The following is a 25641-nucleotide window of genomic DNA, read 5'->3' on the forward strand; positions in this document are numbered from 1 at the left end:
ATGTCCATAGAACTGGCAGAAAGCATGCTGCTTCATAGAGGAGTTAGTCTTGATGAAATTGCAAAAATCGTGTACTCGCTGCAAATTTACTACTATCCAAGCCTTACGATGGAAGAATGTTTGGCCAGCGTACAATCTGTATTGCAAAAACGTGAAGTTCAGTATACGCTTTACACGGGGATAGCTCTGGACGAACTAGCTGAGAAGGGATTGCTGCCGCGACCCCTTCAGGATTTGCTTGCGGCAGATGAGCCGCTATATGGTGTCGATGAGACGCTGGCGCTTGGCATTACCAGTGTTTACGGCATGATTGGGCTGACCGGATTCGGCCATCTCGACAAAGTGAAACCCGGAATTATCGGGGTTCTCAATGATAAGAAGGACAGCATTCATGTTTTTTTGGACGACCTTGTGGCCGGGCTGGCGGCAGCCGCTTCTGCACGGATTGCGCATCAGTGCAGAAGCGGCCAGTCAAGATTCGTAAAGGGTGATTAAATACCGTATACAGCGAGAGAGACAGCCTACAATTCAGGTCAGACAGCCGAGGCCTCTGTTGCGGTAAAATTGAACATTATGTTATCATTACTCTATTATACGGGCTGAAAACAGTATTTAGGGGGCTTGGAAGAGGCATGTGGACGGTTATTTACATTGCTCCTACCGCCAAAATGGCGGAAATGATTAAAACAAAGTTAGCGGCTGAAGGCTTTCTTGTCCAAACCCGTCCCGTTAATTTATCAAAACAGCAGTTCGAAATTTCAGTTCCTTCAGGAGAGCTTGAGGAAGTTCAGGAAGTGCTTAATTCCATTCTTCATCCTTAAGTGATTATTGATGGACTGCAAAGCGCGGCCAATACTTTAACGGCTGGAGAGGTGTAGTTGTGTTTAAAGACTTGTTCCAGAAAAAAAGAAAATATGCGACCATTCCTTCGGAACGCTTAGGCCAAGGCTCCGCTCCGGAACAGGGGGATCGGCCGAAGCGGGAAATTCCCGAGGGACTGATGAATAAATGCGGCAAATGCGGCAGTATTCAGTACAGCAAAGAATTAGAGAAGAACTTTAAAGTCTGCTCCGCATGCGGTTATCATATGCGTCTAAACGCCATGGAGCGTGTCCGCTATACTATGGATGAGGGCAGCTTTGTTGAATATGACAAAGATCTGGTATCCGTAGATCCACTGGGATTTCCGGGCTACGCAACCAAACTAGAGCAGCAGGCTCTGAAATCCGGTCTGCGTGAAGCAGTGGTTACCGGAGAAGGAACCATTGGAGGCTATCCGGCAGTTGTTGCTGTGATGAGCTTTGACTTTTTTAGTGGAAGCATGGGGTCCGCAGTTGGAGAGAAGATCACCAGGGCAATTGAAGCAGCTACCGATAAACGCCTTCCCCTTATCATATTCTCGACATCTGGCGGGGCAAGGATGCAGGAGAGTATCCTGAGCCTGATGCAGATGGCGAAGACGAGCGCGGCTCTGTCACGCTTTGCCGAACAGGGCGGCCTGTATATTTCGGTGATTACGGATCCGACGACCGGAGGCGTATCCGCCAGCTTTGCTATGCTCGGGGATATTATCATTGCCGAGCCTGGCGCCGTATTTGGATTTGCCGGGCGCATCGTGATCGAACAGACTATACGTCAGAAGCTGCCGGACGATTTCCAGACAGCGGAATTCAACCTGCAGCACGGGCAGCTGGATTTAGTCGTTCACCGTAAGGAAATGAAGAATACGCTTGCCAAATTGCTGGACATGCACGGCGGGAAAGAAGGAGGAGTTTAGGTGGCGGGAGAAATGCCTTTTGAAACACCTCTGGTGGAAATGCGAAAAAAAATTCAGGAGCTGGAACAGTTCGGAGCTGAGAAGGGAATTGACTTCAGCGAAGAGATTGCTCGTCTGGAGGAGCGTTACCGCCAGTTGGAGGAGGAGGTCTACAGTGCTATATCCCCTTCTCAAAAGATGCATCTGGCCCGGCATCATCAGCGCCCGACATCGCTGGACTTGATTCAGCTTATTTTTACGGATTTCATGGAACTGCATGGCGATAGGCTGTTTGGTGACGATCTTGCGATCGTCGGCGGCTTGGCCAAGCTAAATGGGCAGCCGGTTACCGTAGTGGGTCAGCAAAGAGGTAAGGATACGAAGGACAACATTGCCAGATTCTTTGGCAGTCCGCATCCTGAAGGCTTCCGTAAGGCGCTGCGCCTGATGAAGCAGGCTGAGAAATTCGGCCGTCCCGTCGTAACTTTTATTGATACGAAGGGAGCCTATCCGGGTACAACAGCAGAGGAGAGAGGGCAATCGGAGGCTATCGCACGCAATTTGCTTGAGATGGCAGCTCTCCGGGTTCCCATCATATGTGTGGTCATCGGCGAAGGAGGAAGCGGCGGTGCTCTTGCGCTGGGCGTTGGCAATCGTGTGTTGATGCTGGAGAATGCGATCTACTCAGCGATTTCGCCGAATGGAGCAGCCTCTATTCTCTGGAAGGATGCCTCTAAGGCCGATCAGGCGGCAGAAGCTATGAGGATTACAGCGCAGGATCTGCTTGAGATGGAAGTGATTGAGGAGATTGTGCCCGAGCCTCGCGGCGGTGCTCATCAGAATTATGAAGAGACCGCTCTGGCCATTAAGCAAGCGATCGAGAAGCATTTAGCCGAGCTGCTTGCTTTAAATGAGGACGAGCTTCGCGTGGATCGTTATCAGAAATTCCGGAAAATTGGCGAATTTGCTGAACATAAGGAGATAACAGATAGCGTTTCGGACGAAGAGCCAGAGGTTGTCCCGGAATAATTCTTGGGTAACCGTGACAAAGTTCCTATACAAATGGAGCATTATGTAGTAAATTTAATAGTTGGAAAATGTGTTGGAATATGTTGATAAAGAGAGAACTTAAAAAACGGAGGAAACCCAAATGCGCAAAACAAAAATCGTATGTACTATCGGTCCTTCCAGCGAGTCGTTAGAAAACACGAAGAAGCTGATTCTGGCAGGAATGAATGTTGCTCGTCTGAACTTCTCCCATGGAGATTTTGAAGAACACGGTAATCGAATCAAGACGATTCGTGCGGCGAGCCAGGAGTTGGGAAAAACGGTTGCCATACTGTTGGACACCAAGGGTCCAGAAATTCGTACAGGCAAATTGAAAGAAGAGCCAATCGAACTCGTACAAGATGAGTTCATTACGCTGACTACTGAAGAAATTCTTGGCGACAAAGACCGGATCTCTGTTACATATGAAGATCTGCCTGGCGACGTAGAAGTAGGCTCTACAATTCTTATCGATGACGGCCTGATTGGTTTGACTGTTGTTGACATTCAAGGCAAAGACATTAAATGCCGCATTGTTAACGGCGGAACAATCAAGAGCAAGAAGGGCGTTAACGTTCCAGGCGTAAACATCTCCCTGCCAGGGATTACTGAGAAAGACGCTAACGACATTGTGTTCGGAATCGAGCAAGGCATCGATTTTATTGCGGCTTCCTTCGTTCGTAAGGCCAGCGACGTGTTGGAAATTCGTGAGCTGCTTGAGAAACACAACGCGACTCATATCCAAATTATCTCTAAGATTGAGAACCAACAGGGTGTAGACAACCTGGATGAAATCCTTGAAGCGTCTGACGGTTTGATGGTAGCTCGTGGTGATCTCGGTGTGGAAATTCCTGCTGAAGAAGTGCCGCTCGTTCAAAAGAAAATGATCGAGAAATGTAATCGTGTGGGCAAGCCGGTTATCACGGCTACTCAAATGCTGGATTCCATGCAGCGCAACCCAAGACCGACTCGCGCGGAAGCAAGTGACGTAGCGAATGCGATCTTTGACGGTACGGATGCAATCATGCTCTCCGGTGAAACAGCTGCTGGTAAATATCCGGTAGAATCCGTATTGACGATGTCCCGTATTGCCGAAAAAGCTGAGTCTGCCCTGAAATATCGTGAAATCTTCGAGAAACAGAGCCATGCTCAACAAACAACGGTTACAGAGGCAATCAGTCAGGCAGTAGCAAGCTCCGCTATGGATCTGAATGCAAAAGCGATTCTGACTTCCACGGAATCCGGACATACCGCTCGGATGATTTCCAAGTATCGCCCGCAAGCTCCAATCGTTGCAGTAACTACAGAAGACAAAACCATGCGCCGTCTGGCGTTGGCATGGGGTGTAACTCCTGTTAAGGGGCAAGTTGCTTCTACAACGGACGAATTGTTTGATAATGCGATGAACGGTGGTCTGGAATCCGGCCTTGTCAAAGAAGGAGATCTTGTTGTTATTACAGCAGGAATTCCGCTTGGACGTTCCGGTTCAACCAACCTGATCAAAGTGAGCCAAGTCCAAAAGTAAGAGGATATTTATAAATATGAAGTTTAGTAAAAGCAATGGCTGCCCTTATAGGCACCATTGCTTTTTTGACTAGTATAGTAAGACTATGGAGTAGGGAGGCAAAACGATGAGCAGAGAAGAGCTTAAGAAGAAAGCCCTATGGTTTATGACAAGGCTGCGGGTCCGTTATCAGGAGACAGATCAAATGGCGGTTGTGTACCATGCAAACTATTTAACTTGGTTTGAAATGGGCCGTACGAATATGATTCGTGATCTGGGCTTCAGTTATTTTGAGATGGAAGAGCAAGGGGTTATGCTCCCTGTAATTGATGCGAATTTGAGCTTCCGACAGCCTGCCCATTACGATGATGAAATTGTAGTGTATACGCGAATGACTGTTTTCTCCAAGCTGCGGATTGAGTATGAATATGAGGTGCGGCGATTTTCAGGCTCTCTCCCAGAAGGCCCGCTGGTGTTAGGTCAGGGTGACGTTCAGGAACTTCCGGGGGAGCTGTTAGTGATTGGCTCTACCAAGCATGTATGGGTAGGCAAGAACGACTGGAAGCCTGTCCGGCTGGATAAAACTGTGCCAAAGCTGTACAATGCACTAGAGGGGAAATTAAGGACATGGAACTAAATGGCCCGTCAAACTTTGAACATTAAGGAGTTCTTTTATGCGCAAATGGATTGTCAGTCTGACTATACTAGTCCCGATTATAGAATTTTTTGGATTCATTTATGTTGGAGAGCACCTAGGGGTTGGTAAGACGATATTTTTGACACTGGCAACCTCTGTAATCGGCGGACTTATGATGCAATTTGAGGGCAAGAAGATTATGGCTGACGCCAAAGCACAGATGCAAGACAGGCAAATTCCAGGCAGAACAATGGTGGATGGAATTTGCATATTTGGGGGGGGCATTCTGCTGTTGATCCCTGGATTTGTCACCGATCTGATCGGTTTCATTATGGTATTCCCATTAACCCGTCCCCTTGTCCGTATACTTCTTCTGAAGTGGATTGGCAAGAAGATGAAGGATGGGACGATTACTTATTTTCGGCGGTAAGGATACGATCTAACCGTAAGAACACAACCATTAAGCACTTTTGCCTTGGGATTAATTTGGGGCAAGGTGCTTCTTTATTTTGTCCACAAAAAATGAACGCCTCCTTAAGGAAGCGTTCAAAGAGCATTAGACTAATGAAGTCTGCCGTGCACAATATAGTTTCTTAAGTCTCTGAAGACGCCTGTGCGGTAAACAGCAGCAATGACTACAAAGCTCACGGGGCCGATAATCAGGCCAAGAACACCGAACAGCTTGAGGCCTACGAACATTCCGACCAAGGTTGGTAAGGGATCGAGTCCTACACTGGTTGCAAGTACCTTGGGCTCAATCAGATGCCTTGCCACCGTGATAACTCCATAAAGTACAAGCAGGCCGATTCCCAGAGGGAGATTACCAATCATAAAGGTGTAAAGGATCCATGGAACCATAACGGTGCCCACGCCCAAGTAAGGGAGCAGGTCGACAAGACCGATTACAATCGCTAAGGTAAAGGCGGAATCTACGCGAAGAATGAGCAAACCAATAAGGACAATGACGGCTGTGATAGACACCATAATAAAAAGTGAGCGGAGATATCCGAATAGTGCCTTTTGCAAACTGGCCCATACATCTTTTGCTGTCTTGCGCAGAGGAGAAGGGAACCAAGCGGCGAGAGTGCGTGTATGCTTCTCCCAGTTCTTTCCGATAAAGAAAGTGGCCAAAATGACTACAATCAAGATGAGCAGTACGTTAGGCAGGGAAGTCAGAATGTTCACAATACCGCCGAGCAGATCGGAGACAAACCGAGATACCGCAGAGCTGATTGTTTCTGTCGTCTTGTTAATATTATTGTTGATCGTATCCTCATAATTCGGGTTGTCTGCAATGAACTTATTAATTTCCATAATAATGTTCTGAATACTATCGCTCTCGGTCCATTTTACAAAAAAATCACGAACCTGATCCACATGGATGTCAAAGGACTGTGTTAAGTGAATGACTTCTTTGACCATTCGTGTAACTGCTGCAGATAGCACCAGGGCAGCTCCGCCAAAGTAGACTAATAGTCCCAGCGTAACGGCAAGCCACCTTGGAAGCTTAACACGGTCTTGCAGAAAGCGTACAAAGGGCTTCATAGCGTAAGCGATAAGCCAGGCAATAAGAAATGGATAGAGCAGCGGGACGAGCCAGTATACCGCAAGGATAAGCAGGCCAAGTACGGTTAGTACCCAAACCCCGCGCAGGATTCTTTTTACGAGAATATTGTCCAATACGCTTCTCTCCCAACCTATTCTATTTGGCATGTGTAATATAGTATGCAGAAACCTGCCTTAAAAGGCAAATGAGCAGGTCTTGTTATTCTCAAGGGGGCTTGTCTGATGAATGAGATCTAAAGAAAAAGTTCCTTCCCTCATAACTATTCAGGCTTCAACAAGATATTCGTCCATTTCTTGTGATCTGCAAATGACATATACATATGGAAAATAACCTAAAAGGAAGGTGGTTGAATTGAAGTATCCGCAGAAAACAAGATCTGGATGCTTAAAGCTAAAAAGAAAATACAAACGCCGTAAGAATAATCAAAAATTCTGTTCAGGTAAAAAGCACTTATATAAAAAGCGAAAATTAAGATTGCACGGCTCCATGCGCCGCTGTAGATGGAAACGTAAACCGAGAAGAAGGTTATGTCCAAGTAAGCCGCGATTGCAGGCCCCGTCAGGCGTGCCAATAGTAGAAGGACGGCAAGGTCCCGCAGGTACTCCCGGAGCGGAAGGACGGCAGGGTCCAGCAGGCGTGCCGGGAGCAGAAGGACCGCAGGGTCCAGCAGGCGTGCCGGGTCCAGAGGGACCACAAGGTCCCGCAGGTGCTCCGGGTCCAGAGGGACGGCAGGGTCCAGCAGGCGTGCCGGGAGCAGAAGGACCACAAGGTCCAGCAGGCGTGCCGGGAGCAGAAGGACCACAAGGTCCAGCAGGCGTGCCGGGTCCAGAGGGACCACAAGGTCCAGCAGGCGTGCCGGGTCCAGAGGGACCGCAAGGTCCGGCAGGTGCGCCGGGAGCAGAGGGACAACAAGGTCCAGCAGGCGTGCCGGGCCCAGAGGGACCGCAAGGCCCAGCAGGTGCGCCGGGAGCAGAAGGGCCGCAGGGTCCAGCAGGCGTGCCGGGTCCAGAGGGACCGCAGGGTCCGCCTGGAGAAGTTATTATACCTGAAATAGCGGTCACTCCCACGATAAACCGATATTTTTATGTACCTGATACCGATCTTGATTTGTCTGTACCTGTGGCAATTCCCGCCTCTCAATTCACGGACGATAAGGGAGCTCATCCAAACAGCTTTTTCGGTGTAGATCCGAATAATATTATTAATCTTTATATAAACGGAATTCTTCAGCCTAATAACCTATACACAGTGACCTCGCTTAACTTATTTTTTCCTAACCAAGGCTCCGTGATTTATGCCGGTACACCTGTCGTGCTAGAAACGGTACAGTTAAAGGCGAGTGTTGTGATCTAGTATTTTTTAGTAGATTGCCCTCGCATCGCGTGAATCTTCTGCATTATATATTTTAGAGGACCGGAGGAATTTATAATTTTTGAATGATTCTGGTTCTTAAATATGAAAGGGGTAATGTATATGCCAATCTTAACACCGTATCAAAACAGCAGAAGATTCACCGCAACTGTGGGAGCCGGAACGGGAACGGGGGCTACCTTCGCAATTGCAGCCACTGCCTTCACCAATGATGCAGGTGCAGCTGCTACCGCATTTCCAGGCGTTTTTAACTACTACAACCTGTATGTGAATGGCGTCATGCAGACGGCTGATGTTTCTTCTGTTACAACTACAGCGATCACCATTCCAGGTGGCGATACGCTGGACCCGGGAACTCCGATTATAGTTCAGTTTGTCGTCTCATAACTTAGCTGCAAATTAACCTGTTAAAGGAAAGGCCTGCTTTTTAGGCTTTTCCTTTTTTTATCATTGGAGGTTGGTGAAGGTAGGATACATATAGTCAAGTTAATTTTTTGTAATCAACTGAGCAATCCAGGCACGTCTTATTTATTGGAGGTTCAAAAATACCGCGCTAACCATGGGGTTCCTAATTGAAACGCTTTCACATTCACTGCACTATAATAAATCCTTTATAATTATGATAAAACAATTTAATATAATCTACCCTTCTGAAATTGTTCCCTTAATCGTCAAAATCCAGTATGATGAAAGAAGGTTTCATACTATGTTATGTTTGTTCGCCAGGTGAAACACCTCGTCCCTGAAGACAATCCTAAAGCCTTCAGAGGGCTGGAGATCGCCTACCGGGTGAATCCATATTTTTGAATTTTTTGAATTGTAAATGTTTTCATCTGCTTGTTGCTTGATTTCGATCACAAAGGAGAGATGTAAAATGACAGCTACCAAGGGCTTAGAAGGCATTGTAGCAGCGACTTCTTCCATTAGTTCCATTGAAGATGGCGTACTCGCATATCGCGGTATAAATATCGATGAATTAGCAGAACATGCCACCTTTGAAGAAGCCGCATTCCTGTTATGGTACGGCCATTTACCGAGCAAAACGGAGCTCGAGGCTCTGCGGGAACAATTAAGTCAGTATGCTCCTATTCCAAAAGAAGTCATAGACCAGATCAAGCTTTATCCCAAACAGGCAAAATCGATGGCGGCATTACGCACTGCCGTATCCGCCCTTGCTTTGTATGATGAATCCGCGAATGACAACTCCAAGGAAGCCAATCAGTTGAAGGCGATTAAGCTGCAGGCCCAGCTTCCGACATTGATTGCAGCTTATGCCCGGATCCGGGATGGCAAGGAGCCGGTGGCCCCGTTACAGGGTGTGTCCATAGCGCATAACTTCCTCTACATGCTTACAGGTCAGCAGCCGGATGAGCTGTCTGTACAGGCACTGGACAAAGCGCTGGTGCTTCATGCGGATCATGAATTAAATGCTTCTACTTTCTCCGCTCGAGTTACCGTAGCCACATTATCGGACATCTACTCTGGAGTCACTTCGGCGATCGGCACGCTCAAGGGACCGCTTCATGGAGGAGCCAATGAAGCGGTTATGGAAATGCTGGAGGAGATTGGCGATCTAAGCAATGCAGAGCCGTATATTCAGCGGAAGCTCAGCAATCGAGAAAAGGTGATGGGCTTTGGACACCGGGTGTATAAGGACGGTGATCCCCGTGCTAAGCATTTGCAGAAGATGTCCCGCCAGCTGGGTCTCATTAAGGAAAATACCACCTTATATGATATTTCTGTCAAAGTGGAGCAGCTTGTCACTGCACAAAAAGGCTTGAAGCCGAATGTTGATTTCTACTCTGCGTCAGTCTATACTCTGCTGGGCATTCCGAAGGATTTGTTCACTCCAATTTTTGCAATTAGCCGACTGGCCGGCTGGACAGCTCATATCCTTGAGCAGCTGGAAGATAACCGGATTATTCGTCCTCGTGCCGAATATACCGGGCCGTTCAATCAGCCATATATACCTCTGGACATGAGATAACCGGATAACGCAAGTAATTATGTTACACTTATATGGTGGCAAGGCGGATCCAGATTACTTCTGCGCTCCGCCTCAAGGAAGCCCGTGTATAAATTTAACCCAAGTAAGAGGAGGAAGCAGCTACATGCTAAAACTAGAAAAATTCGACCTACCTACAGAGGGAGACAAAATTGAAATTCAAAACGGCAAGCTTCAAGTTCCGAACCATCCGATTATTCCCTTTATTGAAGGTGACGGAACAGGCCGCGACATTTGGAAAGCCTCGAAGCGCGTACTTGATGCCGCTGTTCATAAAGCATATAACGGGGAGAAAAGCATTGCCTGGTACGAGGTGTTTGCTGGGGAGAAGGCCTTCAATACATATGATGAATGGCTTCCTGCGGATACACTTTCGGCCATTCGCGAATATATAGTGGCGATTAAGGGGCCGCTGACAACACCGATCGGCGGGGGCATCCGTTCCTTGAACGTCGCGTTGCGTCAGGAACTCGATCTTTACGTCTGCCTGCGTCCGGTACGTTATTTCGACGGTGTGCCTTCACCGGTTAAACGGCCGGAGGATGTAGATATGGTGATTTTCCGCGAGAATACGGAAGATATCTATGCTGGCATTGAGTATCAGGAAGGCTCTGAGGAAGTAAAGAAGGTTCTTGCCTTCTTACAGAACGAAATGGGTGTAAAGAAGATCCGCTTCCCGGAAACTTCCGGTATTGGCATTAAGCCGGTATCTGAAGAAGGCTCCAAGCGTCTGGTGCGCGCCGCGGTTGAGTACGCAATCAAGCATGGGCGTAAGAGCGTCACTCTGGTGCACAAAGGAAATATCATGAAGTTTACAGAAGGTGCATTTAAAAACTGGGGCTATGAGGTTGCGGAACAGGAGTTTGGCGACAAGGTGTTCACATGGGCGCAGTATGACCGGATTAAAGAAGAGTCTGGGGCAGATGCAGCGAATGCGGCACAGTCTGAGGCGGAGCAAGCCGGCAAGATCATTATCAAGGATGCTATTGCTGATATCGCTTTGCAGCAAGTGCTGACTCGTCCAAAGGACTTTGATGTCATCGCAACACTGAATCTGAACGGGGATTATCTCTCCGATGCTTTGGCCGCTCAGGTCGGTGGAATTGGTATAGCTCCAGGTGCCAACATCAACTACGTGACAGGGCATGCAATCTTTGAAGCTACACATGGTACAGCTCCTAAATATGCGGATAAAGACGTCGTAAATCCGGGCTCCGTTATTCTGTCCGGCGTCATGATGCTGGAGCATCTGGGCTGGCAGGAAGCTGCGGACTTGATCTATAAAGGGTTGGAAACTTCCATTAATAATAAGACAGTTACCTATGATTTTGCCCGCCTCATGGAGGGGGCTACGCAAGTGAAATGCTCCGAATTTGCTGATGAAGTCATCAAAAATATGTAAGGGGTGCGGTCACTATGGCAATCAAACGCAACAAAATTACGGTAGTAGGTGCTGGTTTTACCGGTGCAACGACAGCTTTCATGCTGGCACAAAAGGAGCTTGGAGATGTTGTTCTTCTAGATATTCCGCAGCTTGAGAATCCTACGAAGGGTAAAGCGTTAGATATGCTGGAAGCAAGCCCTGTTCAGGGGTTTGACAGTGCCATAACCGGAACATCCAACTATGAGGATGCAGCGGATTCGGATATTGTCATTATTACCGCTGGGATTGCCCGTAAGCCTGGCATGAGCCGGGATGATCTGGTCAGCACGAATGCCGGTATTGTTCGTTCCGTGTGCGAGAATGTGAAGAAGTTCTGTCCAGATTCCACGGTGATTGTGCTGAGCAACCCGGTGGATGCGATGACCTATGCGGCTTATCAGACCCTGGGGTTCCCGAAGGAACGGGTCATTGGTCAATCCGGAGTGCTGGATACTGCGCGCTATTGTACTTTTATTGCCCAAGAGCTGAACGTATCGGTTGAAGATGTGCGCGGATTTGTACTTGGGGGCCACGGGGATGATATGGTTCCGCTTGTCCGCTACTCCAGTGTTGGAGGTATTCCAATCGAAGCTCTAATTCCTAAGGATCGTATTGATGCTATCGTGGAGCGTACCCGTGTGGGGGGCGGTGAGATCGTCAGCCTGATGGGGAATGCCAGTGCGTACTACGCCCCTGCCGCTTCACTCGTATTGATGACGGAAGCTATTCTGAAGGACAAGAAGCGTGTGCTCCCTGTAATTGCTCTGCTTGAAGGAGAATATGGGTACCATGATTTATTTATGGGGGTTCCTGTTCTATTGGGCGCCAATGGCATTGAGAAGATTTTCGAATTGGAACTGACTCAAGATGAGAAGAATGCATTAGACAAATCAGCGGCTTCTGTGAAAAATATCGTGTCCGTGGTAGGAGCTTAATCTTATAGCAGCGAATTCTTAAGCCCTCCTTCACCTAAGTGAAGGGGGGCATGCGTTTGCATGAAAATCTACAATCGCTATAATAAAAGAAGTATGGCTGAAAATATACATAGAAATTTTGAGAGGGTGAATGATTCGTGTATAAGTTTATTTTATTCCTGCACATTCTGGGGGCGCTTTCGTTAGGTTTCTACGTACTGCTGCCGCTAGTGATTGGACGTCTCGCTAGCTTGTCAGATGCCGCAAGAGAAGGAACATTGTCTGTCATTCGTTCACTGAACCGATTTGCCCAGTATGGTTTAATCCTCGAACTGCTAACCGGGGGCTATCTAGTGTCCCAGCGTGAATATTCTGTGCCGTGGATGATTGTCGTCGTTGTTCTCTTCCTTATCGCAGCAGGGCTTAGCGGCATGCTGGGTAAGCCTTTACGCCTTGCCATTGAGGCAGCTCGCAACAAAAAAGGACCTACAGCAGAGCTGGGGAAAATTCGCATGTTTACTGTGATCCAGGCTGTAGTGGTGCTTGTGATTCTATTTTTCATGGTCTTCCGTCGCATTATCTAATAAACATTTGCTTTCTGCAGCTCAGTGATCCGGTATATCTCACCTGGATCGCTGAGTTTTTTTATGCAGGGAGATAAAATATGGAATTTTAAGTGTAACTTTTTAGGTGAAAGATCGTGGACCTGTTAGGAGGGAGGATTCAGAGTGCGTGCGAAGCTCATTGGATGAAGTGTATAGACAATATATCGGAGAGCTGCAGCGATATCTGTACTTCCTGTGCAGGAATCATCATACAGCGGAGGATTTGGTACAGGAGACCTTTTACCGGGCTTATCTGTACTTGGAGAGTTACAGTGATGAGAAGGTAAAGGCATGGTTGTTCCGTGTAGCCCATAATGTCTTTATTGACAGACTTAGGAAGGAAGGGCGAGTTGACCTTTATGAAGCTGAATATTTTGAACGCGCTGCAGATAAGGAGACACCCGAGACGCTTTGGTTCGGTCATGAACTGTCCTTGAAGGTGAAGCGAATTCTGGAGGCGCTTCCGCTTGCTCAGAGACAGGCTTGGCTTCTTTATGAGGTGCACGGTTTTACCTATGCTGAAGGAGCTGGAATACTCGATATAAGTCTGGCTAGTTATAAGATCGCCTTGTTTCGAGCCAGGCACAAGCTGAGGGAAAAGCTGCAAGAGGGGGGATCATGCTCACATGACAGAGGATTTTAAAGCTAGGCTGAAAGCCTATGAGAAAGGTGAGCTGGAACAGGAAGAGAAGCTTCGCATGGAAGCCGAATTTGAGAAGCTGGAAATATATCAAGCCTACTTGGATGAACTGATGGGGGAGGAAACTAGGGTCTCCGTACAATACAGTCAGCGCCATCAGGGAGAGAGTGGCAAAAGTTCGAAAACGGCAAAAGAATACCGGATCTTGCGGCGAGGCAAATGGAAGATGCGCTGGAATACACTGCTTACGATGTTCAGTTTGTTCATTATAGTTTGGTTCGTAACCTATGTAGTGTCTGTTATCTACTACTCCACCGGCAAGCCGAACCGTGCCGAACTGATCAGAGATGTTGTCTCTTCGGCAGTAGCTGTGACGCAGCCGAATCGAACAGTTAATATGAATGAAGGCAGTTCATGGTTTTCCTTACAAATTAGTGGAGAGCTCAGTAAAAGAATCGGCAGCGAGAGCAAAATTACGGGCGAGATGACTCAGCATTTCTTGTTCAGCTGGGCTAGAACGGGAGAAGACACCAGCTTCGAAGATCAGCCGCAAGCTAGAGGAGGCTTGTTCTGCCTTCCTGGCAAGGGACCTTATGATTACTCGGAAGTCTGGAGCAAGCTGGATAAACTCCCGGAGGGAACGGTGACGGAAGCCTATTTATCCCTTGATCGTTATTTTTCAACAGATGAACTGCTGGCTCTCTTTAAGGGCCGAGATGTGGATGTGGTGTGGATGGCGGCTAGAACAGGTCAAGAGGGTGCGTCTGCAGAAGGAGATTCGGAAGTGCAACAACCTATGGGTTTCCCGGCGACACCGATATGGCATGAAGATGACTACACTATCATAAGTCGGCAAGTTACTGATAAGGGAACTGCGGTAAGCAGAAGATCCCCTTCGGTAGATGTATATGGCAGCGGGAAAATTCGGAATGAGAATTTTCTAAAAACTTTAAAATTAATCGGGCAGCACCCTTCCATGGTCAGACTTACAGCTCCGTCCGTTGACTTTAAAGCAGCGGCAAACTATGTAGAAAAGAATGGCGTACAGCTTTACGGAGTGGTCATTACAGGACCCACAAAGGAGATTCTTAAGCTCAAGCAAGAGAAATGGATTTCGTTCGTAAGGCTTGGAGAGTCTGAGCTGTGGAACTGGCGATGAGATAAGGTCCATTTCCTAGGAAATAAGAGAAACGGGTTTTGATCTGGGACAGGTGTGGTAATGGGTTAAGGTACGGCGTTGCTGAATAAGCAAGCCCAAAAAAGCCATGCTAGACATAAATAGCAAATCCAAACTTGATTTTAGGGAGGAGCATGCAAACATGTCGCAAAACAAGCAAACCTTGCCACCACAACATCAGTATCAGCAGCCAGGAATTGAAAGCCATATGAATCCGATGCCTCAGTATGAAGGAGACTATAAAGCTGCAGGTAAATTAAAAGGAAAGGTCGCCCTGATCACGGGCGGTGACAGTGGAATTGGCAGAGCTGTAGCCATTGCTTATGCCAAGGAAGGTGCCGATGTAGCGATTATTTATCTGAACGAACAAAGCGATGCCAAGAAGACCAAAGAAGAAATCGAACAGGAAGGCGTTAAATCTCTTCTGATCGATGGCGATGTTGGGGACGAAGAGTTCTGCAAACAAGCTGTTCAAAAAACAGTCGATACGCTTGGCGGTCTGGATATTCTGGTTAACAATGCAGGGGAACAGCACCCACAGCAAAGCATTGAGGATATCACAACAGAACAGCTGCATAAGACGTTCCAGACGAATATATTCAGCATGTTCTATCTGGTAAAGGCAGCTATGCCGCATTTTAAGAAAGGCAGTACAATTATTAATACTGCTTCGATTACAGCCTATGAGGGCAATCCGCAGCTGATTGATTACTCTTCGACCAAGGGGGCTATCATCAGCTTCACCCGCGCGCTGTCTAACAATATCGTAGGTAAGGGCATCCGCGTTAATGCTGTAGCTCCAGGACCCATTTGGACACCGCTCATTCCATCCACCTTTGATGAAAAACAGGTGAAGGAGTTCGGAGCGAATACGCCGATGAAGCGTCCAGGCCAGCCGGAAGAACTGGCACCTGCCTATGTATTCCTGGCTTCCAACGATTCCTCTTACATCAGCGGCCAGACCATTCATATCAACGGGGGTACCGTTGTTAACGGATAATAAAATATCCGCTGAAGAAGGGGAATTGGGCTCAATCTCAATCCAGAAAAAGCTTTCCGAATCAAGAGAGGTTTTCTCTTGACCGGAAAGCTTTTTTGGTGAGGCTTAAAGGCGCTAATCAGCTTATTCTTCGGTGTCTTTGGACATCTCATCCAAGGTCATCTCAAAGCTGGGAGCGAAATGCTGAAGGAAAAAGTCAACCTCAGGCATCTGCAAGGATTGGAGCTTGTCCAAGAGCTGCTGCTTCGCGGCTGCAAATTCCCGGTTGCCCACCGTAAGCTCCCAAGCGCACTTCAAGTAAGCATCCAGGCTGTCCGCCGCCTTGACATATTGGTGGAGCAGCTTGTCTTCATGATGATCATCCTGCCGGGCAGGCTCCAGCAGATGTTCATATATATCCTTGAGCTGGTCTGGTACCATGGATACCAGGCGTTCGGCCGCAATATTCTCCATCTCGCGGAAATTGGAGAGCAGCCTAGCGTTATGATGCTTGACAGGAGTAGGGATATCTCCCGTGAATACCTCGGTTGCATCGTGAAACAGGGCGATGGTCACCGCTCGCTCCGCATTTAATTGCTTGCCGAAGCTGCGGTTGCCGATCTCACAGAGCAAATGGGCCAAGAGGGCTACTTGAAAGGAATGCTCCGCAACATTCTCCCGGGCGGTGCTTCGCATAAGACTCCATCGGTCAATGTTACGCAGACGATACATATAGGCGGGGAAATGATAACTCATGAGCAAAAATCCTCTTTTCTTTATGGGAATGTAAAAGTCGTTCATGGGCTGCAGTATGTTATTATAATACTAATGAGCCGGTTCGTGTATAGTGTAGACCGCGCGCATTCTCATGATTGACATTTCGCGTACAAGAGAGGGGAATCTTAGCGTTATGGAGCATTTTGCAGAGAGCGTGTATCAATTGATCGTAGAGACGTCAACTAATTTGCCAGGCGATGTTCGGCGGGCGGTCAATCGGGGGAGAGCGGCCGAGAATCAGGCGACCCGTGCAGGTCTTGCCCTAGGTACGATCGCACAAAACATAGAGATGGCGGAGGAGAAAGTTTCCCCCATATGCCAGGACACGGGGATGCCGACGTTTATAGTGCATACTCCTGTCTTGGCCAATCAGATCGAGATGAAGAAAGCGATCAAGGCAGCCGTGGTTAGGGCCACTCGCGAAGGGAAATTAAGACCTAATTCTGTAGACTCCCTGACCGGAGAGAACAGTGGGGACAATTTAGGCGAAGGCATTCCGGTCATTCACTTTGAGCAATGGGAGAAGGATACGATCGACCTGAGACTCATTCTGAAGGGCGGAGGCTGCGAGAACAAGAATATACAGTACAGTCTGCCTGCCGAGCTTGAGGGTCTTGGACGCGCGGGCCGGGATTTGGACGGAATTCGGAAATGCATCCTGCATGCAGTCTATCAGGCCCAGGGTCAGGGGTGCAGTGCAGGCTTTATTGGCGTAGGCATCGGAGGGGATCGTACGACCGGATATGAGCTGGCCAAACATCAGCTGTTCCGTCATTTAGATGACCGCAATCCAATCCAGGAACTTGCAGAGCTTGAGGACTATGTGATGGACAAGGCGAACCAGCTCGGCATAGGCACTATGGGCTTTGGCGGCGAGGTGACCTTGCTTGGCTGCAAAATCGGTGCTGCACACCGTATTCCGGCCAGCTTCTATGTGTCTGTCGCCTATAACTGCTGGGCATTTCGGCGCCAAGGCGTTCTGCTGGACGGAAAGACCGGAACCATTGAGCAGTGGCTTTATGAAAGCGGCACCGAAGTAGCGATGTCAGCAGATGAACGTGAGGCGGCTGCAGGGCGCGAGCTGCAGGGTGAAGGTGAAGCAGGCGCTTCGCGGGAGATTATTCTGCAGACTCCAATTTCAGAGGAACAGATCCGAAATTTGCGCGTCGGTGATGTGGTCATTATTCGCGGAGAGATGCATACGGGCCGGGATGCTCTTCATAAGTACTTGATGGACCATGAGGCTCCGATCGATTTAGAAGGGGCAGTGATCTATCACTGTGGCCCGGTTATGCTTCAGGATGAGACAGGGTGGCACGTGAAGGCTGCTGGACCTACAACAAGTATCCGGGAGGAGCCATACCAGGGGGACATTATGAAGAAGTTCGGCATTCGGGCTGTTATCGGTAAAGGTGGAATGGGGCCGCGGACATTGGCAGCGCTTCAGGAGCATGGAGGCGTCTATCTGAATGCGATTGGCGGAGCTGCACAGTATTACGCGGAGTGCATCCAGAAGGTTAATGGGGTGGACTTCATGGAATTCGGCATACCGGAAGCGATGTGGCATCTTGAAGTGGATGGCTTTGCGGCCATTGTAACGATGGATTCCCACGGGAACAGTCTGCATGCCGATGTGGAGAAGTCTTCTATAGAGAGGCTGGCCCGCTTCAAAGAGCCGGTTTTTAAATAGGGAGCGGGGAGCGAGAGAGAAAACCATATGAAGACATTTCGCACTAGACTGACTTTAATCCTTATGGGTCTCGTCGGAATTTCGATGATTGCTGCCGGAATTACGATGGCTCAAATTTTTAAAAGCTCGCATATCACGGCTCTGGAAGAGAATATGGCTAGAGAAATTGATCTGCTGTCGATCACCTTTCCTTTTGTAGAGGTATCCGGAAATCCCGAGGCTGAAAACTACTACACGGACAAAGCCGCAGAACTGGAGCAAAAAGCCGATTCCAGGGTGACCTTCATCAAGGCGGACGGCACGGTGGTTGGGGATTCGGAAAGCAACCCGGCTGGAATGGATAATCATCTGGGCCGCAAGGAGATTCAGACTGCAGGAGTTGATGGTTCGATAGGCACGGCGATTCGATTTAGCCATACGCTGAATGAGAATATGCTCTATGTTGCCAAGCGTGTAACGTCGTCTCAAGGTTTTGATGGCTATATTCGGCTGTCTATGGGGCTGCATACGGTACGGGAGGGGATATGGAAGGCTTGGAGCGTCATGATCGGAGGCCTGCTCATCCTGTTTGCAGCTGCAGGACTTGTCAGTTATCGGCTAGCCTATGGAATTACTAAACCCTTGGAGCATATCACCAAGGTAGCCCGCAGAATTTCCAATCTTAAATATGACGCCAGGGTTCGGCTTAAGCGAACAGATGAAATCGGACAGCTGGGCGCAGCGATCAATGGAATGGCGGATAGCCTTCAGCAGCAGCTGAAGCAAATTCGCGATAATGAGGATCTGCTTCAGAGCGTGCTTGCGAATATGACCGGAGGTATTCTGATGGTTGACGCCAGTGACCGGATTGCACTTGTCAATCGTGAGGCAGAGCGAATTCTTCGTATGAAGGAGCGCAACCTGCTAGGGCGGCATTACCAGGAAATAAAACGCAGTTATGAATTAACCAAGTTTATGGATGAAGGTATCAGCCGTAAGGAAGTGCTGAAGGAAGAGCGGACCATCTATGACCCCGAAGAGAAGATCCTACATTTCGATGCAGTACCAATGTTCGAAGAAAGCGGCTCTTACCGCGGCATGTTGTTCCTGATTCAGGATGTTACTGAAATTCGCAAGCTTGAGGTGATGCGGAGTGAATTTGTAGCTAACGTATCTCATGAGCTTAAGACGCCTATCGCAGCGGTCAAGGGCTTTGCAGAGACGCTTCTTGCCGGCGGCGTGAAGGATGAGGAGACGATGCGCTCCTTCCTGCAGATCATTTACGACGAGGGGGATCGGCTGAATAGGCTGATCGGAGATATTCTTGAGCTGTCCAAAATTGAGTCGCGGCGAATTCCGCTCGAATATGCGCCTATTGAGGTTAAGCCGCTGTTTGAAAATTTGTTTGAGGTGCTGAAGGCTTCGGCTGAGAAAAAGTCGATCACCATGCAGCTTGAAGTCCCTGATGAAATGTTCCTTGAAGGGGATGAGGATCGCCTTCGGCAGGTGTTTATGAATCTTCTGTCCAATGCCATCAGCTACACTATGGATGGCGGACGTGTGAAGGTTACCGCATCCGAGACAGGAGCGGAGGGGGAAGAGCGGATTGAATTCGTTATTTCGGATACGGGAATCGGAATTCCCCGCAAGGATCTGCCGCGAATTTTCGAACGATTTTACAGAGTGGATAAAGCCAGGTCCAGAAGCTCAGGCGGTACGGGATTGGGGCTATCCATTGTAAAACACCTGGTAGAACTCCATCATGGCACGATTCGTGTGGAAAGCAAAGTAGGTGAAGGCTCTTCGTTCATTCTGGATTTGCCCTTGCTTCATAACATCGAATAATAATTGTCATTCATGTAAAACCTATTTCTTTTTTTACACCCCGTTAACATTGCCGTGGTATGCTGGGCATGTTAACCAGGGACAACCGGTAAGGTACCATTATGGTTTTAAGAAAATGGGGGTTCATATGGCACAGCGATTGTTAATTATTGAGGATGAGCCAACACTGTCTCGTCTGCTGTCTTACAATCTTTCCAATGAAGGATATGATGTGACGGTAGAGGAGCATGGACAGACAGGCTGCGAAGCGGCTCTTCGGTCAGAATATGACTTAATATTGCTGGATTTAATGCTTCCAGGACTAAGCGGATTTGAGATCATGTCCAAGCTGAGAAATGAGGGCGTGAGAACGCCCATTATTATTCTAACGGCAAAGAATGCAGAAGAAGAGGTAGTACAAGGCTTGAAGTCAGGGGCAGACGATTATATTACCAAGCCCTTTGGAGTGGCGGAGCTGCTCGCTAGAGTTTCGGCCGTTCTGCGGAGATCTCATGGACAGGATGAACGAGACAAGCCGCAGCAACCGCATGAGTCTCAAATTGTCCTAGGAGAACTGATTATATATCCTGAGAAATATGAAGTGACTCTTAGCGGCGAGGCTATTACGCTTCGTCCGAAAGAGTTTGAAGTTCTTCTATATTTGGCGCGCAAGCCTGGAGTGGTCATGACCCGGGATGATCTGATGAATGCCGTATGGGGATTTGATTATATCGGCGGACAGCGTACTGTCGATGTGCATGTCAGTTCCCTTCGTAAGAAGCTGGAGCTTGATCCGGAATCCGTTCACATTGATTCCATCCGTGGAGTCGGTTATAAACTGGTTGTAAGTAAGAAGAAAGCTCATCATTATGGTTCATAATGATGAGCTTTCTTTTTACATTTTGAAAACACTGATCAAATAATCCTCTTATATGATGTGAATTAGGTATAAAGTCTTAGGAGGAATAATAATATGAGTGATACAACGGCCCTTCTTGATCGTCCAGCCCCCAGACTGGAAGACCAAGAAACCTTGCCCAGATCTCAAGCCGAAGATGAACTGAGCACAGTGAAATCCGATACTTCTTCCATTGCAGCAGAGTATCTCCGAAGGGTTCCTGTTATTCCTCCCGAGGAAGTGTGCATCAATGTACTGAAGCTGCTACGAGCGGATGAAGAGATTCCTTGTGTTGTTATTTGTGATGCCGATCACAATATCCACGGATTAATTATGAGAGATCACTTCTACAGACAGCTCGCTGGGAGATTCGCTGCGGAGTTATTTTACGACAGACCTGCCCTTAGGTTTGCAGATCCTACTCCATTAATTCAAGAAGCTGATCAGCCTGCAGGACAGTTGATTGATCGCGCCTTGGAGCGCGGCAGTGACCGATTCTATGACAGTGTGATCATCACGCAGTCAGGCCGGCTTATGGGGATTCTGACGGTTCAAGATTTAATGATGATATCCCGCAGGCTGCAGCAGGAGGCAAATATGCTCAGAAAGGCAAGCATTCAGGACAGCCGCAAGAGAGTCGGGGATATTGGCGCTGCCGTTAGAGTTGTTTCGGAAGCCGCAGAGCGCAGCTTGAAGGAAGCGGAAGAGATGAGCAGCCTATCCCAAACGGGTCGTGCGGAGCTGCGTGAGGTCAAAGAGTCTTTCGATCGGGTACTGACGATGACAACAGACCAGGAGGAACAAACCACGGATCTGCTTGGAAAGGCTGGGGAAATTTCTAAAATTGCAGGAGCCATCAGAGAATTAGCAGACCGCAGCGGTCTGCTGGCCATGAATGCAGCGATCGAGGCGGCTCATGCGGGAGAGCATGGACGCGGCTTCGCCATAGTTGCTCAGGAGGTGCGGTCTCTGGCTGAGCAGACCAAACACTTCTCAGAGGAAATCGGGGCTACACTTGGCCTCATCGGCGAGCTGGTTCGCCAAACGGCCGAACTGTCCGCCAAATCCACGGCCGAAATGCGACGGAGTCAGCAGCGTGTTAAGGAAGCAGATCAGACTTTTCAGACATTGGTGGATACGGTGAAAGAGGCCCAGCACAAAGGACGAGAAATGTCTGCTTCTTCAGGTGAAGCGGAAAGTAAGGCCCGGCAGGTTCTTAGCGAGTTGGAGCTTTTGAATAAGGACTAGGTGACAAATTACCAATAGCCAGGCCCCTATAGGTCGATATTTTACACAGAGTTAACAATTAAAGCCACTGCCGTTTACATTAAAAATGTAAAATCAGTCTGATATAAATAACAATTTACAAACTATAATCTGTTGAATAACAGTTAGCGGGGACAATGAAGGAGAAGTGACATGGAACCGATTATTCACATTAATAAACTCAACCTGTATTATGGTCAATTTCACGCACTTAAGGAAGTGGCATTAGATATTCCAGAGAAAGCGATCACTGCATTTATCGGACCTTCCGGCTGCGGCAAATCCACACTCCTTCGCACGCTGAACCGTATGAACGATATGATAGCGGGAACTAGAATTGAAGGAACAGTAGAGATTGGCGGAACTGACATTTACGGAGATGACGTGCAGGTTGAATCGTTGCGCAAGCGCGTCGGGATGGTGTTTCAGCAGCCTAATCCTTTTCCGAAGAGCATTTATGATAATATCGCGTATGGGCCGCGTCTTCATGGAATTAGAAACCGTGCGAAGCTGGATGAGATCGTCGAGCAAAGCTTGCGTCAAGCCGCTCTCTGGGACGAAGTTAAGGACTTCTTGAAGCGTTCAGCGCTAAGCCTATCTGGGGGACAGCAGCAGCGTTTATGTATTGCAAGGGCTTTGGCTGTTCAACCGGACATCCTGCTAATGGACGAAGCTACCTCGGCTCTGGATCCGATCTCCACCTTGAAGATTGAAGAGCTGGTACAGGAGCTTAAAGACCGTTATACACTGGTGATGGTTACGCATAATATGCACCAGGCCGCAAGAATTTCGGGAAGGACCGTCTTTTTCTTAAATGGAGAAGTCATTGAGTCGAATGATACGCAGCAGCTGTTCTCCACTCCTCAAGATTCACGCACCGAAGATTACATCTCGGGCCGATTCGGCTAAAACTAGAAGGGGGCTCCTCATTAATATGATTCAAAGAAAAGAATTTGATTTAAACCTTGAAGTGCTGCGCAACCTGCTGCGCGAAATGGGCGAGCATGTTCGGAAGGCGTTAAAGGGTGCCGTTCAGGCGCTGCACAATCTGGATACAGCAAGTGCAGAGCAAATTGTTAAGGAAGATGCACGGCTCAACCAGCTGGAAGAGCAGGTTATGGATATCGGTTCAAGACTAATTGTAACCCAACAGCCGGTGGCGAAGGATTTGCGTAAAATTATTGTAGCGTTCAAAATCTCTAGTGATCTGGAGAGAATGGGCGATCTAGCGATTGATGTGGCGAAGGTCACGCTTCGGCTGGAGGGACAGCAGCTGGTAAAACCACAGGTTGATATTCCGAGAATGACCGAAATGGTGGATCTGATGATTGAAGAATCCCTGAATGCGTACCTTGACGAAAATACAGACCTTGCGTATAAGATGGCCCAGGATGATGATGAAGTCGATCATTTGTACAGTCAAATGATCCGGGATCTATATGCTTTTCTAATTAGCAATCCTGAGACAGTACATCAGACGATGCTGCTGACGATGGTGGGACGCTATATAGAACGTATTGCCGACCACGCTACGAATATAGGGGAAAGTGCAGTTTATTTGGTTACCGGTAAACGGCCGGATCTTAACGCATAATTTAGGATTTTAAATATAAACCGCTCTTTCGGTTATACCGAAGGGAGCGGTTTTATTTTTTTATTAAGGCTGGCTTTACCATAATCTGCTCTGCCTGCTATGCTAAAGGTAGATTTTCGTCAGTTCATAGAATTCGGCTTAATCATAGTAAGTTCAGGGTGCTCATGCTAAAGGAAGGAAGATCTTTGGGAATGTTTAAAATTATGATTGTGGAAGATGATCGCAAGATTACTCGGATGCTGCAGGAGCATTTGGAGAAGTACGGCTTTTCGGTGATCGCCGTTGAAGATTTTGATGAAGTTACAGGTGTCTTTAGTTCCGAACAGCCTGCACTGGTGCTTCTGGATGTCAATTTGCCTAAATTCGACGGTTTTTACTGGTGCCGTCAAATTCGCTTGATATCGGCTTGCCCGATTTTATTTATTTCTGCACGAGACAGTAAGATGGACCAAGTGATGGCCCTAGAATATGGTGCTGATGATTATATTACTAAGCCGTTTCATTATGAAGTGGTAGTGGCTAAGATTCGCAGTCATCTTCGTAGAGCGTACGGAGAATATGCGCCTAAGGGAGAGGAGCGAACAGTCACGGCAGGTAAGCTTATTCTTTATCCGGAGCGCTTTGAACTTACCTATGGGGAAGAGACGGTAGAGCTTACCCAGAAGGAAAGCAAGCTGGTTGAGATGCTCATGTCCAAGGCGGGGCGTGTTGTGAACCGGAACAAACTGCTTGAGATGTTATGGGAAGACAAGCACTTCGTAGATGACAATACGCTGAACGTATATGTGACGAGAATTCGGCGCAAGTTCAAGGAGTTGGGGCTTGAGGAGGCCGTTGAGACCATCCGGGGGGCAGGCTACCTGCTGAAGCTTGATGGGGGATCCGCCTCATGAAGCTGTTCCTTCGCGACCACCTTTCGCTGCTAATATTCGCTCTATTTCAGGCTTTGTTAATTCCAGTATTGTATTGGTCAGCCGATGATACAGGCTGGGGAACGGCTGTTTATGCCGTTCTTCTGGAGGCTGCAGTTCTTCTGGCTTATCTGATCTGGAGATACGCATGGAACAAGGATTTCTATAATCGTCTTGAAGAACCGATTGCTGTAATGGACGAGTCCTTTCGGGCTTCAGGGGATTCTCCGCTGGGAGAAGCTCTGGCTGGGCTGCTTGAGACTCAATTCCGCAATTATCAGAGTGAACTTCATGAAGCCAGGTCTAAGATGGAGCACCAGGCGGACTTCATGATGCGCTGGGTACACCAGATGAAGACCCCGCTTTCCGTGCTGCAGCTAACGGTACAGGATATGGACGAGCCGGAAGGCGACCATATGCAGGAGGAGCTGGACCGGCTTCATAAAGGGCTTGAAATGGCTCTTTATACGTCAAGACTGGACCGGTTCCAACATGATTTCCATGTGGAGACGATCCTTCTTAGCCAGGTAGTGGAGAGTGTCTTAGCTGTGAATCGGCGCCATTTTATTCGTTCAGAGGTATTTCCTGTACTTCAGCTGGACCCTGAGCTTAAGGTTCGGTCGGATGAGAAGTGGCTTCAGTTTGTCATTGGCCAGATTGCCGAGAACGCTGTAAATTACAGCAGAGGCAAGGGAAGAACGGTAACCTTCCGATCCTTCTCCTGGGCCAAGGGGAATGGACTTGAAATTAAGGATGAAGGCATTGGCATTGCACTGGAGGATCAGCGGCGCGTGTTTGATCCCCATTTTACAGGAAGGCAGGGACGGGATTACCGTGAATCTACAGGAATGGGGTTATATTTGGTTAAGCAGGTTTGTGACCGCTTAGGTCACCGGGTGGAGCTTTCTTCCAAGCAGGGAAAAGGAACATCGGTCTGCCTTTATTTTGTGGTTGAACAAGCTATTACAAATGCGATGAACCCTTGAACAAGGGTTCTTTTTTTGTAGAAGAGCTTGCCCCAAACGCAACCTTACAAAGGTTTAAGGTAATCGTAAGGAGTTCACATAGCGAGTACCG

Annotated in this window: 26 protein-coding genes; 24 read left to right on the forward strand and 2 right to left on the reverse strand. The window is 48.2% G+C overall.

The window, feature by feature from the left end:
- The 7 genes from DCC85_RS07410 to DCC85_RS07440 all read left to right on the forward strand — a co-directional run bounded on the left by DCC85_RS07410 (position 1) and on the right by DCC85_RS07440 (position 5374).
- Positions 1–495 (forward strand): phosphatidylglycerophosphatase A family protein, encoded by a 495-nt coding sequence (locus DCC85_RS07410; protein ID WP_108464999.1) that lies wholly within the window; start codon positions 1–3, stop codon positions 493–495.
- A gap of 137 nt (positions 496–632) precedes the next feature.
- Entirely contained in the window at positions 633–821 is a 189-nt protein-coding gene (locus tag DCC85_RS07415; protein ID WP_108465000.1) for a glutamate decarboxylase, read from the forward strand.
- 59 nt (positions 822–880) lie between these two features.
- A complete protein-coding gene (accD, locus tag DCC85_RS07420) occupies positions 881–1777 on the forward strand; it encodes an acetyl-CoA carboxylase, carboxyltransferase subunit beta (protein ID WP_108465001.1) in 897 nt (298 codons plus the stop codon).
- Positions 1778–2785: an acetyl-CoA carboxylase carboxyltransferase subunit alpha gene (locus DCC85_RS07425; RefSeq protein ID WP_108465002.1), complete on the forward strand. Its 1008-nt coding sequence runs from the start codon at positions 1778–1780 to the stop codon at positions 2783–2785.
- A gap of 121 nt (positions 2786–2906) precedes the next feature.
- The gene (gene pyk / locus DCC85_RS07430; protein ID WP_108465003.1) at positions 2907–4328 is read left to right on the forward strand and encodes a pyruvate kinase; all 1422 of its coding nucleotides are present in this window, start codon (positions 2907–2909) and stop codon (positions 4326–4328) included.
- 106 nt (positions 4329–4434) lie between these two features.
- Positions 4435–4944, forward strand: a complete 510-nt coding sequence (locus DCC85_RS07435) for an acyl-CoA thioesterase (RefSeq protein ID WP_108465004.1) — start codon at positions 4435–4437, stop codon at positions 4942–4944.
- A gap of 37 nt (positions 4945–4981) precedes the next feature.
- The gene (locus DCC85_RS07440; RefSeq protein ID WP_108465005.1) at positions 4982–5374 is read left to right on the forward strand and encodes an FxsA family protein; all 393 of its coding nucleotides are present in this window, start codon (positions 4982–4984) and stop codon (positions 5372–5374) included.
- A gap of 131 nt (positions 5375–5505) precedes the next feature.
- Here the strand turns inward: DCC85_RS07440 and ytvI are convergent, their stop codons facing one another.
- A complete protein-coding gene (gene ytvI, locus DCC85_RS07445) occupies positions 5506–6624 on the reverse strand; it encodes a sporulation integral membrane protein YtvI (RefSeq protein WP_108465006.1) in 1119 nt (372 codons plus the stop codon).
- Between the two features lie 451 nt (positions 6625–7075).
- Here ytvI and DCC85_RS23640 point away from each other — a divergent pair, with 451 nt between their 5' ends.
- From DCC85_RS23640 to DCC85_RS07490, 9 genes are all read left to right on the forward strand, one after another.
- On the forward strand, positions 7076–7864 hold the full coding sequence (locus DCC85_RS23640) for a DUF4183 domain-containing protein (RefSeq protein WP_325048407.1): 789 nt from the start codon (positions 7076–7078) through the stop codon (positions 7862–7864).
- Between the two features lie 120 nt (positions 7865–7984).
- Positions 7985–8269 (forward strand): DUF4183 domain-containing protein, encoded by a 285-nt coding sequence (locus DCC85_RS07455; RefSeq protein WP_108465007.1) that lies wholly within the window; start codon positions 7985–7987, stop codon positions 8267–8269.
- 487 nt (positions 8270–8756) lie between these two features.
- Positions 8757–9869, forward strand: a complete 1113-nt coding sequence (locus DCC85_RS07460; protein ID WP_108465008.1) for a citrate/2-methylcitrate synthase — start codon at positions 8757–8759, stop codon at positions 9867–9869.
- A gap of 124 nt (positions 9870–9993) precedes the next feature.
- Positions 9994–11289: an NADP-dependent isocitrate dehydrogenase gene (gene icd / locus DCC85_RS07465; RefSeq protein WP_108465009.1), complete on the forward strand. Its 1296-nt coding sequence runs from the start codon at positions 9994–9996 to the stop codon at positions 11287–11289.
- A 14-nt stretch (positions 11290–11303) separates the two neighbouring features.
- Positions 11304–12245 (forward strand): malate dehydrogenase, encoded by a 942-nt coding sequence (gene mdh, locus DCC85_RS07470; protein ID WP_108465010.1) that lies wholly within the window; start codon positions 11304–11306, stop codon positions 12243–12245.
- 137 nt (positions 12246–12382) lie between these two features.
- Entirely contained in the window at positions 12383–12808 is a 426-nt protein-coding gene (locus DCC85_RS07475; RefSeq protein ID WP_108465011.1) for a hypothetical protein, read from the forward strand.
- Positions 12809–12956: 148 nt separating this feature from the next.
- Positions 12957–13472 (forward strand): sigma-70 family RNA polymerase sigma factor, encoded by a 516-nt coding sequence (locus DCC85_RS07480; RefSeq protein ID WP_108465012.1) that lies wholly within the window; start codon positions 12957–12959, stop codon positions 13470–13472.
- Positions 13456–14628 carry an anti-sigma factor gene (locus DCC85_RS07485; protein WP_108465013.1) on the forward strand — a complete coding sequence of 391 codons (1173 nt, stop codon included), beginning with the start codon at positions 13456–13458 and terminating at the stop codon, positions 14626–14628. Before DCC85_RS07480 ends, DCC85_RS07485 begins: the two co-directional genes overlap by 17 nt.
- Before the next feature lie 160 nt (positions 14629–14788).
- The gene (locus DCC85_RS07490) at positions 14789–15646 is read left to right on the forward strand and encodes an SDR family oxidoreductase (protein ID WP_108465014.1); all 858 of its coding nucleotides are present in this window, start codon (positions 14789–14791) and stop codon (positions 15644–15646) included.
- A gap of 123 nt (positions 15647–15769) precedes the next feature.
- Here the strand turns inward: DCC85_RS07490 and yfbR are convergent, their stop codons facing one another.
- The gene (gene yfbR / locus DCC85_RS07495) at positions 15770–16381 is read right to left on the reverse strand and encodes a 5'-deoxynucleotidase (protein ID WP_108465015.1); all 612 of its coding nucleotides are present in this window, start codon (positions 16379–16381) and stop codon (positions 15770–15772) included.
- 154 nt (positions 16382–16535) lie between these two features.
- On the opposite strand from yfbR, the gene DCC85_RS07500 reads away from it, so the two are divergent.
- From DCC85_RS07500 to DCC85_RS07535, 8 genes are all read left to right on the forward strand, one after another.
- Positions 16536–18092 carry a fumarate hydratase gene (locus DCC85_RS07500; protein WP_108465016.1) on the forward strand — a complete coding sequence of 519 codons (1557 nt, stop codon included), beginning with the start codon at positions 16536–16538 and terminating at the stop codon, positions 18090–18092.
- A 27-nt stretch (positions 18093–18119) separates the two neighbouring features.
- Positions 18120–19916 (forward strand): two-component system histidine kinase PnpS, encoded by a 1797-nt coding sequence (gene pnpS / locus DCC85_RS07505; protein WP_108465017.1) that lies wholly within the window; start codon positions 18120–18122, stop codon positions 19914–19916.
- Positions 19917–20043: 127 nt separating this feature from the next.
- The gene (locus tag DCC85_RS07510; RefSeq protein ID WP_108465018.1) at positions 20044–20775 is read left to right on the forward strand and encodes a response regulator transcription factor; all 732 of its coding nucleotides are present in this window, start codon (positions 20044–20046) and stop codon (positions 20773–20775) included.
- A gap of 93 nt (positions 20776–20868) precedes the next feature.
- On the forward strand, positions 20869–22041 hold the full coding sequence (locus tag DCC85_RS23645) for a methyl-accepting chemotaxis protein (protein WP_108465019.1): 1173 nt from the start codon (positions 20869–20871) through the stop codon (positions 22039–22041).
- A 171-nt stretch (positions 22042–22212) separates the two neighbouring features.
- The gene (pstB, locus tag DCC85_RS07520) at positions 22213–22968 is read left to right on the forward strand and encodes a phosphate ABC transporter ATP-binding protein PstB (protein WP_108465020.1); all 756 of its coding nucleotides are present in this window, start codon (positions 22213–22215) and stop codon (positions 22966–22968) included.
- A gap of 25 nt (positions 22969–22993) precedes the next feature.
- Positions 22994–23653: a phosphate signaling complex protein PhoU gene (phoU, locus tag DCC85_RS07525; protein WP_108465021.1), complete on the forward strand. Its 660-nt coding sequence runs from the start codon at positions 22994–22996 to the stop codon at positions 23651–23653.
- 191 nt (positions 23654–23844) lie between these two features.
- A complete protein-coding gene (locus DCC85_RS07530; protein ID WP_108465022.1) occupies positions 23845–24546 on the forward strand; it encodes a response regulator transcription factor in 702 nt (233 codons plus the stop codon).
- Positions 24543–25550 carry a sensor histidine kinase gene (locus tag DCC85_RS07535; protein ID WP_108465023.1) on the forward strand — a complete coding sequence of 336 codons (1008 nt, stop codon included), beginning with the start codon at positions 24543–24545 and terminating at the stop codon, positions 25548–25550. The genes DCC85_RS07530 and DCC85_RS07535 overlap by 4 nt, the downstream gene beginning before the upstream one ends.
- The last annotated feature ends 91 nt before the right edge of the window (positions 25551–25641 follow it).

This window comes from Paenibacillus sp. CAA11 (assembly GCF_003060825.1).
Taxonomy (GTDB): Bacteria; Bacillota; Bacilli; order Paenibacillales; family Paenibacillaceae; genus Fontibacillus.